Annotated in this window: 13 protein-coding genes and 1 other RNA gene; 8 read left to right on the top strand and 6 right to left on the bottom strand. The window is 30.3% G+C overall.

The genetic code is table 11. The features are described from left to right. The first annotated feature begins 30 nt into the window (after nt 1-30). The 5 genes from AC3VJB_RS04715 (at nt 31) to AC3VJB_RS04695 (ending at nt 5909) form a co-directional block, all read left to right on the top strand. On the top strand, nt 31-846 hold the full coding sequence (locus AC3VJB_RS04715; RefSeq protein WP_394420993.1) for a 2,3,4,5-tetrahydropyridine-2,6-dicarboxylate N-succinyltransferase: 816 nt from the start codon (nt 31-33) through the stop codon (nt 844-846). A gap of 8 nt (nt 847-854) precedes the next feature. After that, entirely contained in the window at nt 855-1820 is a 966-nt protein-coding gene (locus AC3VJB_RS04710; protein WP_437824721.1) for a stealth family protein, read from the top strand. 2 nt (nt 1821-1822) lie between these two features. Further along, nucleotides 1823-2377: an L-threonylcarbamoyladenylate synthase gene (locus tag AC3VJB_RS04705; RefSeq protein ID WP_073183943.1), complete on the top strand. Its 555-nt coding sequence runs from the start codon at nt 1823-1825 to the stop codon at nt 2375-2377. Nucleotides 2378-2449: 72 nt separating this feature from the next. Next, a complete protein-coding gene (locus AC3VJB_RS04700) occupies nt 2450-4450 on the top strand; it encodes an LTA synthase family protein (protein WP_497666815.1) in 2001 nt (666 codons plus the stop codon). 34 nt (nt 4451-4484) lie between these two features. Next, nucleotides 4485-5909 carry a CCA tRNA nucleotidyltransferase gene (locus AC3VJB_RS04695; RefSeq protein WP_047788737.1) on the top strand — a complete coding sequence of 475 codons (1425 nt, stop codon included), beginning with the start codon at nt 4485-4487 and terminating at the stop codon, nt 5907-5909. A gap of 30 nt (nt 5910-5939) precedes the next feature. Here AC3VJB_RS04695 and AC3VJB_RS04690 read toward each other — a convergent pair whose 3' ends face one another. From AC3VJB_RS04690 to AC3VJB_RS04675, 4 genes are all read right to left on the bottom strand, one after another. Next, on the bottom strand, nt 5940-7766 hold the full coding sequence (locus tag AC3VJB_RS04690) for an ABC transporter ATP-binding protein (protein ID WP_437824714.1): 1827 nt from the start codon (nt 7764-7766) through the stop codon (nt 5940-5942). Continuing rightward, a complete protein-coding gene (locus AC3VJB_RS04685) occupies nt 7766-9475 on the bottom strand; it encodes a phospho-sugar mutase (RefSeq protein ID WP_437824712.1) in 1710 nt (569 codons plus the stop codon). The genes AC3VJB_RS04690 and AC3VJB_RS04685 overlap by 1 nt, the downstream gene beginning before the upstream one ends. A gap of 33 nt (nt 9476-9508) precedes the next feature. Beyond that, nucleotides 9509-10465 carry a glycosyltransferase family 2 protein gene (locus AC3VJB_RS04680; protein WP_047788740.1) on the bottom strand — a complete coding sequence of 319 codons (957 nt, stop codon included), beginning with the start codon at nt 10463-10465 and terminating at the stop codon, nt 9509-9511. A 79-nt stretch (nt 10466-10544) separates the two neighbouring features. Next, the gene (locus AC3VJB_RS04675) at nt 10545-11072 is read right to left on the bottom strand and encodes a DUF4199 domain-containing protein (RefSeq protein WP_047788741.1); all 528 of its coding nucleotides are present in this window, start codon (nt 11070-11072) and stop codon (nt 10545-10547) included. 177 nt (nt 11073-11249) lie between these two features. Between AC3VJB_RS04675 and ffs the strand changes: the two genes are divergently transcribed. Beyond that, an RNA gene (gene ffs / locus AC3VJB_RS04670) (signal recognition particle sRNA small type) lies at nt 11250-11348 on the top strand. Nucleotides 11349-11368: 20 nt separating this feature from the next. On the opposite strand, the gene AC3VJB_RS04665 is transcribed toward ffs, so the two are convergent. Further along, nucleotides 11369-12298 carry a site-specific tyrosine recombinase gene (locus AC3VJB_RS04665; RefSeq protein ID WP_437824710.1) on the bottom strand — a complete coding sequence of 310 codons (930 nt, stop codon included), beginning with the start codon at nt 12296-12298 and terminating at the stop codon, nt 11369-11371. Between the two features lie 743 nt (nt 12299-13041). On the opposite strand from AC3VJB_RS04665, the gene AC3VJB_RS04660 reads away from it, so the two are divergent. After that, entirely contained in the window at nt 13042-13521 is a 480-nt protein-coding gene (locus AC3VJB_RS04660) for an outer membrane beta-barrel protein (protein ID WP_047788743.1), read from the top strand. A gap of 97 nt (nt 13522-13618) precedes the next feature. Continuing rightward, entirely contained in the window at nt 13619-14035 is a 417-nt protein-coding gene (aroQ, locus tag AC3VJB_RS04655; RefSeq protein WP_047788744.1) for a type II 3-dehydroquinate dehydratase, read from the top strand. Here aroQ and AC3VJB_RS04650 read toward each other — a convergent pair. Then, nucleotides 14012-15199, bottom strand: a complete 1188-nt coding sequence (locus tag AC3VJB_RS04650; protein WP_253269472.1) for a lipoprotein N-acyltransferase Lnb domain-containing protein — start codon at nt 15197-15199, stop codon at nt 14012-14014. The genes aroQ and AC3VJB_RS04650 overlap by 24 nt on opposite strands. Between the last annotated feature and the right edge of the window lie 41 nt (nt 15200-15240).

Here is a 15240-nt window from a genome sequence, read left to right as displayed (position 1 = left end):
TTTTATTTTTGCTGAAAATATTTTAGAAAAATGACAGAATTACAATCAATTATAGAAAAAGCGTGGGATAACCGCGAGTTATTACAAAAAGAAACTACGATTAATGCTATTAGAAAAGTAGTAGATTTATTAGATGCAGGAGATTTACGTGTTGCTGAACCAACAGAGGATGGATGGCAGGTAAACGAATGGGTAAAGAAAGCAGTAGTATTATACTTCCCAATTCAAAAAATGGAAACCTTAGAAGCAGGTATTTTTGAATATCACGATAAAATTCCATTAAAAAGAGGTTATGAAGCAAAAGGAATTCGTGTAGTACCAAATGCTGTAGCTCGTCACGGAGCCTATATTTCAGCAGGAACTATTTTAATGCCTAGTTATGTGAATATAGGAGCGTATGTTGATGAAGGAACCATGGTAGATACTTGGGCAACTGTAGGTTCTTGTGCACAAATTGGTAAAAACGTACACTTATCTGGTGGAGTAGGAATTGGAGGGGTTTTAGAGCCTTTACAAGCTGCACCGGTAATTATTGAAGATGGAGCTTTTATCGGTTCTCGTTGTATTGTTGTTGAGGGGGTTAGAGTAGAGAAGGAGGCTGTTTTAGGTGCGAATGTAGTATTAACAATGAGTACTAAAATTATTGATGTAACAGGTGATGAACCAGTTGAAATGAAAGGAGTAGTACCAGCACGTTCTGTAGTAATTCCTGGAAGTTACACGAAGAAGTTTGCTGCCGGTGAATATCAAGTTCCTTGTGCTTTAATCATTGGTAAACGTAAAGAGAGTACAAACAAGAAAACTTCGTTAAATGATGCTCTTAGAGAGTATGATGTAGCGGTTTAAGAACGTATATGGAAATAGATGTAGTTTTTATGTGGGTTGATGGAAGTGATCCTAAGCATAGGAATAAGATGAACACTTATTTAAATGCAAAGAAAGAGCTTTCGAGTAAAGAAATAAAATCTAGATATAATCAAGTAGATGAAATTGAGTTTGCTGTTAAATCTGTAATTAAAAATGCAAGTTTTGTAAGGAATATTTTTATACTTACAGATAATCAAGTACCTAAATTTTTGTTAGATAAAGAACAGAGAAATAGTTTGTACAACAAGGTTAAAATGGTTGATCATACAGATGTCTTTAAAGGGTATGAAGAATATTTACCAACATTTAATTCTAGAGCAATAGCAAGCATGCTATATAAAATTCCAGGTTTATCTGAACATTTTATATGTATGTGCGATGATTTTTTTTTAATAAATAAAACATCTCCTGAAGATTATTTCAAAAATAATGTACCTAGGTTAAGAGGGGAATGGAAATCTTTTGATGAAAATATATTACATAAAAAAGTGTATAGATCTTTTTTAAAGTTAATAGGTAAACCAAAAAAAGAAAATTTCGCAGGACATTTTAAAGCTCAACAAATCATAGCAAAAAAGTTAGGATTTAAAAAGTATTATAAGTTACATCATGTTCCTATGCCTATGAGAAAATCTACTTTTGAAGAATATTTTAAAGAAAATCAAAATGAATTTATAAATAATATTAAACATCGATTTAGACACCCTTCCCAGTTCTTAATAGAGTCTTTGGTTAATCACTTAGAGATTAAAAACAATTCAAGTGAGTTGTTGAAAGATTATCAACTTATATATATACAGAATTTTAAAAAACCGATTCTTTGGTTAAAGTATAAGGTGTTAATAAAATCAAAAAATAAAGACAAGCTATTTTTATGTCTTCAAAGTCTAGATCAAGCTTCTAAGAGTAAGCTCAACTTTATTTTAAATTGGTTTGAATTGAAATTTAAATAGCTTTGAATAGAATATCAGAAATATTATTTTTTTTAAAAAAAGGAAGTACAATTCTTTATCCAACCGATACAGTTTGGGGAGTAGGTTGTGATGCTACAAATGAAGAAGCTGTAAAAAAGGTTTATAAATTAAAAAACAGGGAAGAATCGAAGAGCCTTATCATTTTGGTAGACTCTATTGAAATGTTGCAAAATTATATAGAAAACATCCCTGAAAAAGCTTTTGAAATTTTAAAGACATCAGAAAAACCAACTACTATTATTTATAATAGTCCAAAAGGTTTAGCTCCCAATACGATTGCAGTTGATAATACAATTGCTATTCGTATTCCAAAGGACGAGTTTTGTATTCAGTTAATTAGAGAATTTGGAAAACCTATTGTTTCTACTTCTGCAAATGTAAGTGGAGAGCCTACGCCAAAATCATTTTTAGAAATAAGTGAAGAAATAAAACAAAATGTTGATTTTGTTGTAAAGGTCAATATAGATAAGGTTTCAACAAAAGCTTCTACAATTTTAAAAATAGAAAAAGGGAGTATTATAACAATAAGAAAATAGTTTAATAATCATTTTCCTTATACTGTGTTTTGTGATATTAAGTTTATATTTTTGCAAACTTAATATTACTTTATGAGTGCTAAAATACCGAATTATCTAAAATACATCTTTACAAATGTTTTTGTGCTATTTGTATTGCTTTTTATTTTTAGAATTATTTTTTATGTTTTTTTTATAAATAATCTACCTGTAGATGCTAATGATATTAGTAAAGCTCTTTTTTTAGGTGCTAGGTTTGATTTAAGATTAGCAGTTTTTTCTTATGTGCCTTTGGCATTATGTTATCTTTTTATTAAAAATTTCTTTGAAAATAAAAAGTATAAATCTTTTAGCGTTTATTATAGTGTTATATTATATTTTATAATTCTGGTATTTTATTTGTTTGATTTTGGTCATTTTAGTTATTTAAATTTAAGAGTCAATGCAAACGCACTTCGTTTCCTAGAAAACTTAGGAATTTCTTCAAAAGTTTTTTTGGAAAGTTATCCTGTTTTTAAAGGAGGAATAGGAATTCTTATATTTCTGTTTTTAGTGATAAAACTCCATAAAATAATCTACTCGATTTTCAAAAAGATAGATTTTATATCACCTAAAAAAAATCGAATTGTTTTTGGAGTTTTAGCAGTATTGCTATTAAGCTTAGGAGGTTATGGTAGTTTAAAACATTATCCATTACGTTGGAGTGAAGCTTTTTTTTCAAAAGATAAAAAAATCAATCAGTTTGCACTTAACCCAGTATTATATTTTTTTGATAGTTTTAAATTTAGGTCTGAAGGTTTTGATTTAGAAAAGACAAAAGAATATATAAAAATAACAAACAAACATTTAGGTATAAATTCAGACACGTTAAACTTTACAAGAAAAATAAGCTATAACGATTCTATTAAGCATCAAAAAAAAACTAATATTGTTTTTGTTATGTTAGAATCAACAGGGAATGGAGCATTGAGTTACTATGGAAATCCTGCAAATAGTACTCCTGTATTAGATAGCCTTTTGGATAATAGTATTAATTTTACTAACCATTATGTACATAAATCTACCACAGCAGGTAGTGTATTTTCTAGTGTAACTGGTTTACCAGATGTAGACAATATAAAATCAGCTTCAAGAAACCCTATGATTATTGATCAACGTATATTATTTGACCAATTTAAAGGTTATGAAAAATTGTATTTTTTAGGAGGTAGTGCTAATTGGGCTAATATTAGAGCTGTTTTTCAATCTAATATAAAAGATTTAAAGATATTTGAAGAAGGTAGTTATGAAGAAGAAAATAGAGCAGATGTTTGGGGTATTGATGATTATGATTTGTTTAAAGAATCAGATAAAGAACTTCAAAAATTACACAATAAAAACATCCCATTTGTAGCTTACATACAAACAGCTACAAATCATATGCCTTTTACAGTACCAGAGGTAAAGGACACCTACCGACCTATACATGAAAAGGAAATAGATGAAGAATTATTAAATAAATCAGCATACCGAAGTTTAGCACAGTTAAATGCTATTCGTTATTTAGATTTTAATATTAAACGATTCTTAGAAAGAGCACAAAAAAGTGGATATTTTGACAATACAATTTTTGTGTTTTTTGGAGATCATCAAGGAGGAATGAAAGATATTAATTATTATAAACCTACAGAAGATAAACTAGGTATTTTAAGGCATAATACACCTTTTTTTATCCATGCTCCTAAATTGGTAAAAACACAAAAAATTACAAGAAATACTCATTTAGTAGACGTTGTACCTACTGTAATGTCCCTAGCTAAAATAAATCATATAAATTATACTTTAGGTATTAATGCTTTAGACTCTACGAGGGCAAACCATTTTTCTTTTATTTATAGAGATATTGATGGAGAACCTGCTTCAGGAGTTATTCAAGACTCTTTATACTTTTATCAAACAGTATTTAATAAAAAATCGAAACTCATTAATTTAAACACCAATAGTTTAGATGATATTAGTAAAGAATATCCTACTAAAACAAAAGAAATGGATAGTTTATTAAATGGTTTTTATCATAGTACAAAGTATTTGTATTATAAAAATAAAAAGAAATAACACAATATAATATAAGGTTATTACAGCGTAGTATATGCAAAAACAATATTTTAAAGAAGCCATTTCTGCAGAAATATTTCAATATATATCTCAAGCAGCCAAAGAATTGCAATTAGAGAGTTATGTAATTGGTGGCTTTGTACGTGACTTTATCTTACAACGTGGTACAGCCAAAGATGTTGATGTGGTTGCAGTTGGAAGTGGAATAGATTTAGCACAAAAAGTAGCTGAATTACTACCCAATAAGCCAAAGGTTCAAGTATTTAAGACTTACGGAACAGCTATGTTACGTTTTCAAGATATTGAAATAGAATTTGTTGGGGCTAGAAAAGAATCATATTCAGAAGAAAGTAGAAACCCTAAAGTTTCTGAAGGAACTTTAGAAGACGATCAAAATAGGAGAGATTTTACAATTAATGCTTTAGCATTAAGTTTAAATGAAGATGATTTTGGATTGTTGCTTGATCCTTTCGGAGGAATGGCTGATTTGGAAGCTAAAATAATTAGAACTCCGTTAGATCCAGATATTACCTATTCTGACGATCCACTACGCATGATGCGTGCCATTCGTTTTGCTACACAATTGAACTTTGAAATAGAAGAACAATCATTAAATGCAATAACAAAAAATTCTTCGAGAATTAAAATTATAACTCGTGAACGCATTGTGGTTGAACTGAATAAAATATTGGAAGCTCCAGTTCCATCAACTGGATTTTTGTTACTTGAAAAAACAGGCTTATTAGATCTAATTATTCCTGAATTAACTGCTTTAAAAGGGGTAGAAGAAGTAGAGGGACAAAAGCACAAAGATAATTTTTACCACACCTTAGAAGTAGTTGATAATATTTCTGAGAATACGGAGGATGTTTGGCTTCGTTGGGCAGCATTGTTGCACGATATTGGTAAAGCGCCAACGAAACGTTATCACAAAAAAATAGGTTGGACGTTCCACTCTCATGAATTTGTGGGATCGAAGATGGTATACAAGTTATTTAAACGTTTAAAAATGCCATTGAACAATAAGATGAAATTTGTTCAAAAGATGGTGATGTTGAGCTCTCGTCCGATTGTTTTAGCGAGTGAAGTGACAGACTCTGCTGTACGTCGTTTAATTTTCGATGCAGGAGATGATGTAGAGTCTTTAATGACTTTATGCGAAGCAGATATTACAACGAAAAACCCAAAGAAATTTAAACGTTATCACAAGAATTTTGAGATTGTTCGTCAAAAAATTAAAGAAGTTGAAGAACGTGATAGAGTGCGTAATTTTCAACCTCCAATTACAGGAGAAGAAATAATGGAAGCTTTCAATTTGCAGCCTTGTAGAGAAATAGGTCAGATAAAAGAAGCGATTAAAGAAGCCATTTTAGATGGCAAAATACCTAATGAACACGAGGCTTCTTACCAGTTTATGTTGGAAAAAGGAGTACAGTTAGGATTAAAAACAAATCAATAAAAAAGAGAAGCTAATGCTTCTCTTTTTTTATTATCCTAAAGACTGCATTTCTACAAGTTTTTTATATGTTCCGCTTTTAGATATTAATTCTTCATGAGTTCCCTGTTCTACAATTTTACCTTTTTTCATTACTACAATCATATCTGCTTTTTGAATGGTAGATAAACGGTGTGCAATTACAACTGAAGTTCTATTTTGCATCATTTTTTCTAAAGCATCCTGTACTAATTTTTCTGATTCTGTATCTAAAGCCGATGTTGCTTCATCTAAAATCATGATCGGAGGATTTTTAAGTACAGCACGCGCAATACTTAAACGTTGCTTTTGCCCTCCAGACAATTTATTTCCACTATCTCCAATATTGGTATCATAACCATTTGGTAAATCTTTAATAAACTCGTGTGCATTGGCTATTTTAGCAGCTTCAATAATTTCTTCGTTGCTTTTACCTTCAACTCCTAAAGTAATGTTGTTTTTTACAGTATCGTTAAATAAAATAGAGTCTTGTGTAACTAAGCCCTCTAGTTGTCTTAATGACTGTTTTTTAAGGTTTCTTATATCTATTCCATCAAGTAGAATGGTACCTTTATTTACATCATAAAAACGAGTTAATAAATTAGCAATGGTTGATTTACCACTTCCTGATTGCCCTACTAAAGCAATCATTTTTCCTTTAGGAATAGTTAAGGAGAAATCTTTTAAAACATATTCATTTTCGTATTTAAAAGAAATGTTTTCTATTACAATTTTAGTATCAAAAGTCTTCTTATCAACAGCATTATGAATATCTTTTAAAGGATTGCTAGTTTCTAAAACTTCTAAGATACGTTCAGCAGCAGCGTTTCCTTTTTTAACTCCGTAGCTAGCTTTAGAAATAGCTTTAGCAGGTGTTAAAATATTATAAGCTAACCCCATATAAGCAATGAAGTCTTCTCCTTGTAACGTACCTTCTTCTAAAACTAATATACCTCCATACCAAAGTAATACAGCGATAACACCAATTCCTAAAAACTCACTAGCTGGACTTGCTAAATTTGTTCTATTAAGTAGAGTATTAGAAAAATGGTAAAAACGATTGGTTGATTTTTCAAATTTCTGTTGAAATTCTTTTTCAGCAGTGAAGCCTTTAATTACTTTTAATCCTCCTAAAGTTTCTTCTAAAAGCGATAAGAAATATCCCTGTTCTTTTTGTACACTATCTGATTTTCGCTTTAAGCTTTTACCAATTAGAGAAATAACATATCCGGAAATAGGAATAAAAACAAACACAAAAAGAGTAAGTTTAAAGCTAATAGCTATCATTGCAGTAATGGTGAAAATAATAGTTAAAGGCTCTCTTACCAACATTTCCAAGATAGATAAAAATGAATGCTGGATTTCCAATACATCAGTCCCTATTCTAGCCATGGTGTCACCTTTTCTTTTTTCAGAAAAATAGGAGATAGGTAATTCTATAGTCTTTCTATATAAATCATTTCGAATATCTTTTAAAACACCATTTCTTAAAAAAGTAATGAAATACATAGCTAAGTAGTTGAAAATATTCTTAAAAAAGAACGTAGTTATAACTAAACCTACAACAACCATTAATGTTTTTGATTTATCTTCACCAGCAATTTCATATACATAATAAGAAACATTAGCCTTAAAATAGTCGATTATTTTTGTAACACTTTCAAAAACTGGTTTTTCAGTTACTTTAATAGTATTTGGTTTAAAGATAACCTCTAACATAGGCATTAATACCAAGAAAGAAAGTGTAGAAAAAAGAGCATATAAGATATTAAATAATACATTTAAATAGCCATACTTTTTATATGGAATAGCATATTTAATAATCTTTTTAAAGTAGTCCATTATAGGTTTAATTCTTTTATAATTCGTTGTATTTTGGTGTCTAGCTCTTCTTCTACTGCCTTAGCATTGGAAATATCATTTAATTTACTGTTAACGCTAAAGTAGAATTTAATCTTTGGTTCAGTACCACTTGGGCGAGCGGCAATTTTAGTTCCGTCTTGGGTTTGATAGATTAATACATTTGATTTAGGAATATCAATTACAGTTTCTTCACCAGTTAGTAAGTTTTTTCTTATTGAAGATTGATAATCATACAAATATTCAACTTTAGTACCATCTATTTCAGTTAATGGATTGTTGCGTAAATCAATCATCATTTGTTTGATTTGTTGCGCACCGTCCATTCCTTTTTTCACTAAAGAAATCAAATGTTCTTTGTATAAATGATGACGTGTGTATAAGTTTAATAATTCTTTATAAAAAGAACTATTATTAGCTTTTGCATTAGCTGCAATTTCACAAGCAAGTAGGGCAGAGGTAACTGCATCTTTATCGCGAACAAAGTCACCTACCATATAGCCAAAACTCTCTTCGCCACCACCAATAAAATTAAGATCTGGGTGATCTTTGATCATTTTAGCAATCCATTTGAAACCTGTTAAACCAACTTTAGTTTCAACTCCATAAGAATCAGCAATTTCATTGACCAAATTAGTAGAAACTATCGTAGAACCTACGAATTGCTTTCCGTTTAGTTTTCCTCGTTTTTTCCAATCGTTGATTAAGAAATTGGTCATCATACTCATGGTTTGATTTCCGTTTAACAAGGTCATGTTTCCATCTATATCTCTTACTGCTATTCCAATTCTATCTGAATCTGGATCAGTTCCTAAAACAATATCGGCGTCAATTTTATTAGCCAAATCTACGGCCATTTTAAGAGCTGCTGGTTCTTCAGGATTTGGAGATTCAACCGTAGAAAAATCACCATCAGGAATGGCTTGTTCTTCAACAATATGAACCTGTGTATATCCCGCACGTTTTAAAACTTCAGGAATTAATTTGATTGAAGTTCCGTGTAACGAAGTAAATACAATTTTTAAATCTTCACGTCCTTTTATATCAAAAGTACCATTGGCTAAGGAAGCTTTCCAAAAAGCTTCATCTATTTCACTTCCTATAGAAGTAATTAATTCTTCTTTCGTATTGAAATTGATTTCAGAAAAAGCTAACGAATTTACTTCATTAATGATTTCTGTATCTTGTGGAGGTACTATTTGTCCGCCATCATTCCAATATACTTTATATCCGTTATATTCTGGTGGGTTATGAGAAGCTGTTAAAACAATTCCAGCATCACACCCTAAGTAATTTACAGCGAAAGACAATTCTGGGGTGGGACGCATATCTTCAAATAAAAATACTTGAATGTTATTTGCTGATAACACATTAGCAACCACCTTTGCTAACCATTCACTATCATGACGGCAATCATAACCGATAGCTACTTTTAACGCTTTATTAGGGTATGTTTTATGTAAGTAATTACTTAACCCTTGGGTAGCCTTTCCTAAAGTATATTTATTAATTCGGTTAGTACCTGCGCCTACAACTCCACGCATTCCACCCGTTCCGAATTCTAGGTTTTTATAAAAGCGATCAGCTAAATCCTCAGCACTAGAGCTGATTAATTGCTGAATTTCTTGTTGTGTTTCTGAATCGAAAGTGTCAGAAAGCCATTGTTTAGCGTTGTTTAAAATCTCTTTCATGTGTAAAATTTAAAAACATACAAAGATACGGGTTTAAAAGTTCAGTTTTTCTTTGATTGTATAATGTTTTTGTTGCGGATTACTCTTAATAATCAGCTCACCTAAAAAGCCTGCTAAAAATAAAAGTGTACCTAAAACCATAGAGGTTAAGGCAATGTAAAACCAAGGGTTACTGGTAACAAGTATTGTTTTGGTACCTGTAGAGAGATGGTAAATTTTCATCGCTCCAATATAAAAGGCTGAAAGGAAACCAAAGATGAACATTAACGTTCCCCACAAGCCAAAAAAGTGCATAGGACGTTTTCCAAATTTAGATAAAAATGAAATGGTAATTAAGTCTAAAAATCCATTTACAAAGCGATCCATACCAAATTTTGTCTCTCCATATTTTCTAGCTTGATGCTGTACTATCTTTTCATCAATACGGTTGAATCCTTCATTTTTAGCTAGCACAGGAATGTATCTGTGCATTTCACCACTTACTTTTACAGCTTTCACTACTTCATTTTTATAAGCTTTTAGTCCGCAGTTAAAATCATGTAATTTTAACCCTGATGTTTTACGTGCTGCCCAATTGAATAGCTTAGATGGAATATTTTTAGTGACTACATTGTCATAGCGTTTTCTCTTCCATCCAGAAATTAAATCAAAATTATCTTCAGTGATTAAACGGTATAGTTCAGGAATTTCATCCGGACTGTCTTGTAAATCGGCATCCATGGTAATTACAACGCGCCCTTGTACTAAGCTAAAACCAGCGTCTAAGGCTTGGGATTTCCCATAATTCTTCTGGAATCGTAAGCCTTTTACTTCTTGGTGTTGTTGCGATAACTCATGTATTATTTTCCATGAATTATCAGTACTACCATCGTCAATAAAGATAAGTTCATATAAAAATTGATTGGATTGCATAACTTTTGCAATCCAATCATATAATTCTGGTAAAGATTCTTCTTCGTTAAGAAGTGGTATTACTACCGATATATCCATATATTTTATTCGATGTTAAAAAAAGGTAAAGTTACGAAGTATTACTTTTATGTAAAACTTTTACTACTTTAAACTATTTTTAATATTGATCTTCTTCTGTTTTTTTCATGATAGCACCGGCAATAGCAGATACTACAAAGCCAAGAAAAATATAAAATAAAAACCCTAAAGCGTCTCCAATAAGAGTTCCTTGAAACTTAGATTGCATAGTTAATTGAGTATCAACTTGCTCGTCTGTTAAACCGGCGTCTAGTAATTTTTGAGTTTGGAATTCGTTTAATTGGTTATAGAAATCTGGTTCAATAAGGCCAGTGAAAATATGACTATAGATAATACTTATTAAAGCGCCAATGGCAACAACACCTACACCTATTTTTAAAGCTTGTCCCCAAGTTAACAAAGAATTATTATCTTTTTTTAATTTTTTAATAGCTAAAATAGGAAGAGCAATAATACATGCAGCTAACACAATCATATTAATTATTCCTCCTACAGTATCGAAGGTCATACCCAAAGCATAAATTATAAGGTTGGTTAAAACTATAGCTCCTCCGTAAATTAACCCATAGTTTAAAATAATGTTTTTGCTGTTTGTTTGATTTTCCATTGTGTGAATTTAGTTAGTGATACAAATATATTCTTTTTTTAATGTTACGTTTATTTAATACTGGTAAAAGCAAAAAATAACAACAACAAACTATTAGTATTCAAAAACTTAGAAATGTTACAGTTTTTTTATTGAAATTTTGTTGTTTTTTACGAAAAAATGGTTGTAAATTTGCATCGGCAAGTCCTACACAACCAGCTCCCTTTGAATCCCCCAGGGCGGGAACGCAGCAAGGGTATTAGGTCGTAGCGGTGTGATGTAGGTAGCTTGCCTTTTTTTGTGTCCAATAGTTTCGTTTATTCCTCCTCTTCTTCGTTTTTCATTTTCTTATCACTTCTAGGGTGATGATCTTCTACTACTTTTTTGAGAAAACTAGTGTCTAAATGCACATAAATCTCTGTAGTTGTAATGCTTTCATGTCCTAATAATTGTTGAATAACACGTAAATCAGCTCCATTCTTAAGTAAATAGGTGGCAAAAGAATGCCTTAATGTATGCGGACCAATACTTTTTTGAAGATTGATTTTTTGGGCTAACTCTTTTAGAATTATAAAAATCATTTGTCTAGTTAAACGTTTTCCTCTTCTATTTAAGAAAACAGTGTCTTCATCTTCTTTTTTTGGAGTAATTTGAGACCTGATTTCATTAATATAAAATCTAAGTCTATGAATTGTTGTAATGTGTATTGGAACAAAACGATATTTATTTCCTTTTCCTAGTATGCGTATATATCCTTCGTCGAAGAATAAATCGGATAATTGTAAATTAATCAGTTCACTCACACGAAGACCACAACTATAAATAGTTTCAATAATAGTCTTGTTGCGTTCTCCTTGTGGATGACTTAAATCGATGGCAGCTATTAATTTATCTATATCTTCTTTTTCTAAAGTATCTGGTAACTTTTTAATAATGTTAGGGCTTTCTACTAAATCAGTTGGGTTGTCTTCTCGATAATCTTCAAATACCAGAAAATCAAAAAAGCTACGTAAACCTGAAATTAATCTAGCTTGACTACGAGCATTGATACTTTTGCTAGTTTCATAGATGAATTGCTGAATAGTATCTGCAGCTATATAAATTGGGGAAGGAGAGTTTTCTAGATTATCTAAAAATAAGAATAGCTTATTTACATCCCTTTGATAGCTGTCTATAGAGTTTTTTGAAAGTCCTCTTTCAATTTTTAAAAAGTTAGTATAATCAGATATAGCTTGTTTCCAGTTCATTATAAAAAGAAGTGCTTTTATTAGAAAAAGACATTATTAAGAATAGAAATAAAATTATTTTAGTGCAGCACAAAATTAAAATTATAAATTAAAAAACTATAAAAAAAATATTAGTAGTAATTACTATGGTAGCTGCTGGTTTTACAGCGAATGCACAAGAAGCTAATGGATAAACAGCAAAAGGGAAATGGGTTATTGAAGTAAATACAGGTAATACTTCTTTTTCTTAGGCTATTTCGAATGGAAACACGTAATGGAGTTTAGGTTTAGGTGGAGGTTATTTTGTAGCAGATGATTTAGCTATAAAAGCTGGAATTGGGTATGCAGATAATGGTTTTATTGATGCATTCGTATATAAATTAGGAGCAGAATACTATATTGATAGTCAATTTCCTGTAAGTGTAGATTTCACTGGAAACACTAATTCTAATTTAAAACGGTTAGGCTTACAAACAAGTTATGCATGGTTTTTAGGAGAAAACGTAAGTTTAAAACCAGATGTTAGATATAATGTTGATTTAGATAATCAAAGTGTTGTTTTTAAAGGATTTATAGGTTTCGCTTTGTGTTTTTAAGAATAAACAAGAAATAAGTAAAAAATATTTTTTTAGTTAACTTTTTTATTCTTAGTGTTTTAAATGGTGTTGTGTGTTTTAACCTCTTTTTTATTAAAAAAAGAGCAATTAGATTCTTAATTAAATGTATATTTGCCGGCTCAAAACAAAACTTATAAAACAAAAATTATGAAAAAATTTTTAGTAGTTGCTATGATGGCTTTCGGTTTAGCTGTTAATGCACAAGAAACAGAATTAAACGTTGGTGGAACTATTGGTTTACCTGTTGGAGATGCTGATAAAGCTAATGTAACTGGAGCAATTGAAGCTAACTATTTATTCAAGCTTAATGATAAGTTTAAGGTTGGACCATCTGTATCTTATTTGCATTTTCAACAAGAAATAGCTGATGTAGCTTTTATTCCAGTAGCTGTAGCAGGTCGTTATAGTTTTGCTGATAAATTTTCAGTAGGTACTGATTTAGGGTATGGTATTGGTGTAAGACCTTCAGCAAATAAAGAAAGTGGTTTTTACTACCGTGCTTTAGTTGGTTACCAAGTAACTGAAAAAATTAATTTACATGTAGATTATACAGGTGTTTCAGGTGATGACCTTTTAGGTAACCCAGCTACAATTGGAATTGGAGGAACTTATTCTTTCTCTTTATAGTAACAGACTTTACAATAAGAAAAAAGGAAGCAAATTTGCTTCCTTTTTTTATGCTTAAAAGTTAAAAAGAGTATTTTTACTTTAGAAAATATTAAGAATGAAAAAAGTAATCATAATTAATGGGCCTAATTTGAATTTATTAGGGAAGCGTGAACCAACTATTTATGGAGCAAGCACTTTTGAGGACTATTTGAAAGAATTAAAAAATAAATATGTAGATATTCAGTTAGAATATTTTCAGTCGAATATTGAAGGAGAAATAATAGATAAACTGCATGAAGTTGGTTTTAATTATAATGGTATTATTCTAAATGCAGCAGCTTATACCCATACTTCTGTTGGTATTGGTGACGCTGTAAAAGGTATAGAAACTCCTGTGGTTGAAGTGCATATATCTAATATACATGCTCGTGAAGAGTTTCGTCATGTAAGTTATATAGCTCCAAATGCAAAAGGAGTTATTTTTGGTTTTGGCTTGAAAGGGTATGAATTAGCGCTTCAAAGTTTTTTGTAAATACCAATAACGTATTCCTAAAAATACAAATAAAGGAATCATAGGGTAGGTATATAACTGTACTTTAGTTAACCATACAAATGGTATAATTATTAAAAAAAATAATAGAACTAGACAGTATTTATAAACCCAAATAGGAGGTTCTTTTTTTAACAAGAAAAAAGCTATGATAAGATTTGGAGCAAACGCCCATAAAAAGTTAAAGTTATTTGGAGCTGTGGAGTGATTGGTAAAGAACCATAAGAACACAATTAACAATCCTAAAGTTCCTGTGGTGAAAAATAAAACAAAATCAAACCATTTACTTCTTTTAGAGTTTTTAATGTCTTTATAAGTAATAAATAATCCCAGTAGAGAGAATAATAAAATAATTAAAAACGGACTAAAAGCATCACTTTTTGATTCTTTCTCTTTAAAATCGAGCAAGATATTAGTTTTTTGTACTAATTTTTCTTCTTTTTCACCTTTAATTACCCTAGATGCTTTTAAAGCTTCAAAAACATAATCGGGCAGATATAAATATTCTAAAGGTGTTGCAATTTTATCTAATTTACTTCCCAATGCAATATTAATTCCTAAACTACCCCAAGTGTTCGGATTGATTTCTTTGTTCATTAATTGTCTTAGAGATTGTTTTTTAGTAACAAAATCATCCTTAAAAACTAAATTATCACTTGTGATTTTTTGAATTATATCACGAGGTCTAGTAGCGCAGTTATCAAAAAAAGGGTCGTAAAAATAGCTTGCATTTTCAGGTAGAGAATTTGTTTCTAAAAACTGAAAGAACTCATTTCTTTGTTGCTGTGTTAAATTTAAAACTTGCTCTTTAACCCAACGTTTGTCTTGTTGAGCACTTTTTAAAGATAAATGAAACGGATAACGAGCTAATTTATATTTCATATATCCTTTAGTAAAGTTTACATAAAAGTTAGGGTCGTCAAAATCAAAAATACCATAGTTGTAGAGTAAATCTAACTGTAAAACAGGATCTTTCACACGGATAGCTGTGTGTCCAAATTTCTCATATAAAGCTTCTCCAGGACCAGAAGTAATGATACTGATTTGAGAAAACTTAGATAAACCTAAAGTATTAACTCTTTGAGAAAAACCTAGGTTAATAACTGCTAAAAAAAGTAAAAGAAATACATGTTTTTTTATCATCATAAGGATATGAGAAGGTTATTGTTGGTGTTTATACAAATATC

The organism is Tenacibaculum sp. TB-53 (assembly GCF_059716285.2).
Note: the sequence above shows the minus strand (reverse complement) of the source record. Positions and strands in the feature narration are given on the sequence as shown.

What these genes read in the sequence shown, in the direction of transcription:
- AC3VJB_RS04710 (WP_437824721.1), top strand. Translation starts at nt 855, where the DNA reads ATGGAAATAGATGTAGTTTTTATGTGGGTTGATGGAAGTGATCCTAAG.
- AC3VJB_RS04675 (WP_047788741.1), bottom strand. Translation starts at nt 11,072, where the DNA reads ATGGAAAATCAAACAAACAGCAAAAACATTATTTTAAACTATGGGTTA.
- AC3VJB_RS04680 (WP_047788740.1), bottom strand. Translation starts at nt 10,465, where the DNA reads ATGGATATATCGGTAGTAATACCACTTCTTAACGAAGAAGAATCTTTA.
- AC3VJB_RS04700 (WP_497666815.1), top strand. Translation starts at nt 2,450, where the DNA reads ATGAGTGCTAAAATACCGAATTATCTAAAATACATCTTTACAAATGTT.
- AC3VJB_RS04685 (WP_437824712.1), bottom strand. Translation starts at nt 9,475, where the DNA reads ATGAAAGAGATTTTAAACAACGCTAAACAATGGCTTTCTGACACTTTC.
- AC3VJB_RS04715 (WP_394420993.1), top strand. Translation starts at nt 31, where the DNA reads ATGACAGAATTACAATCAATTATAGAAAAAGCGTGGGATAACCGCGAG.
- AC3VJB_RS04665 (WP_437824710.1), bottom strand. Translation starts at nt 12,298, where the DNA reads ATGAACTGGAAACAAGCTATATCTGATTATACTAACTTTTTAAAAATT.
- AC3VJB_RS04690 (WP_437824714.1), bottom strand. Translation starts at nt 7,766, where the DNA reads ATGGACTACTTTAAAAAGATTATTAAATATGCTATTCCATATAAAAAG.
- AC3VJB_RS04650 (WP_253269472.1), bottom strand. Translation starts at nt 15,199, where the DNA reads ATGATGATAAAAAAACATGTATTTCTTTTACTTTTTTTAGCAGTTATT.
- AC3VJB_RS04660 (WP_047788743.1), top strand. Translation starts at nt 13,042, where the DNA reads ATGAAAAAATTTTTAGTAGTTGCTATGATGGCTTTCGGTTTAGCTGTT.
- aroQ (WP_047788744.1), top strand. Translation starts at nt 13,619, where the DNA reads ATGAAAAAAGTAATCATAATTAATGGGCCTAATTTGAATTTATTAGGG.
- AC3VJB_RS04695 (WP_047788737.1), top strand. Translation starts at nt 4,485, where the DNA reads ATGCAAAAACAATATTTTAAAGAAGCCATTTCTGCAGAAATATTTCAA.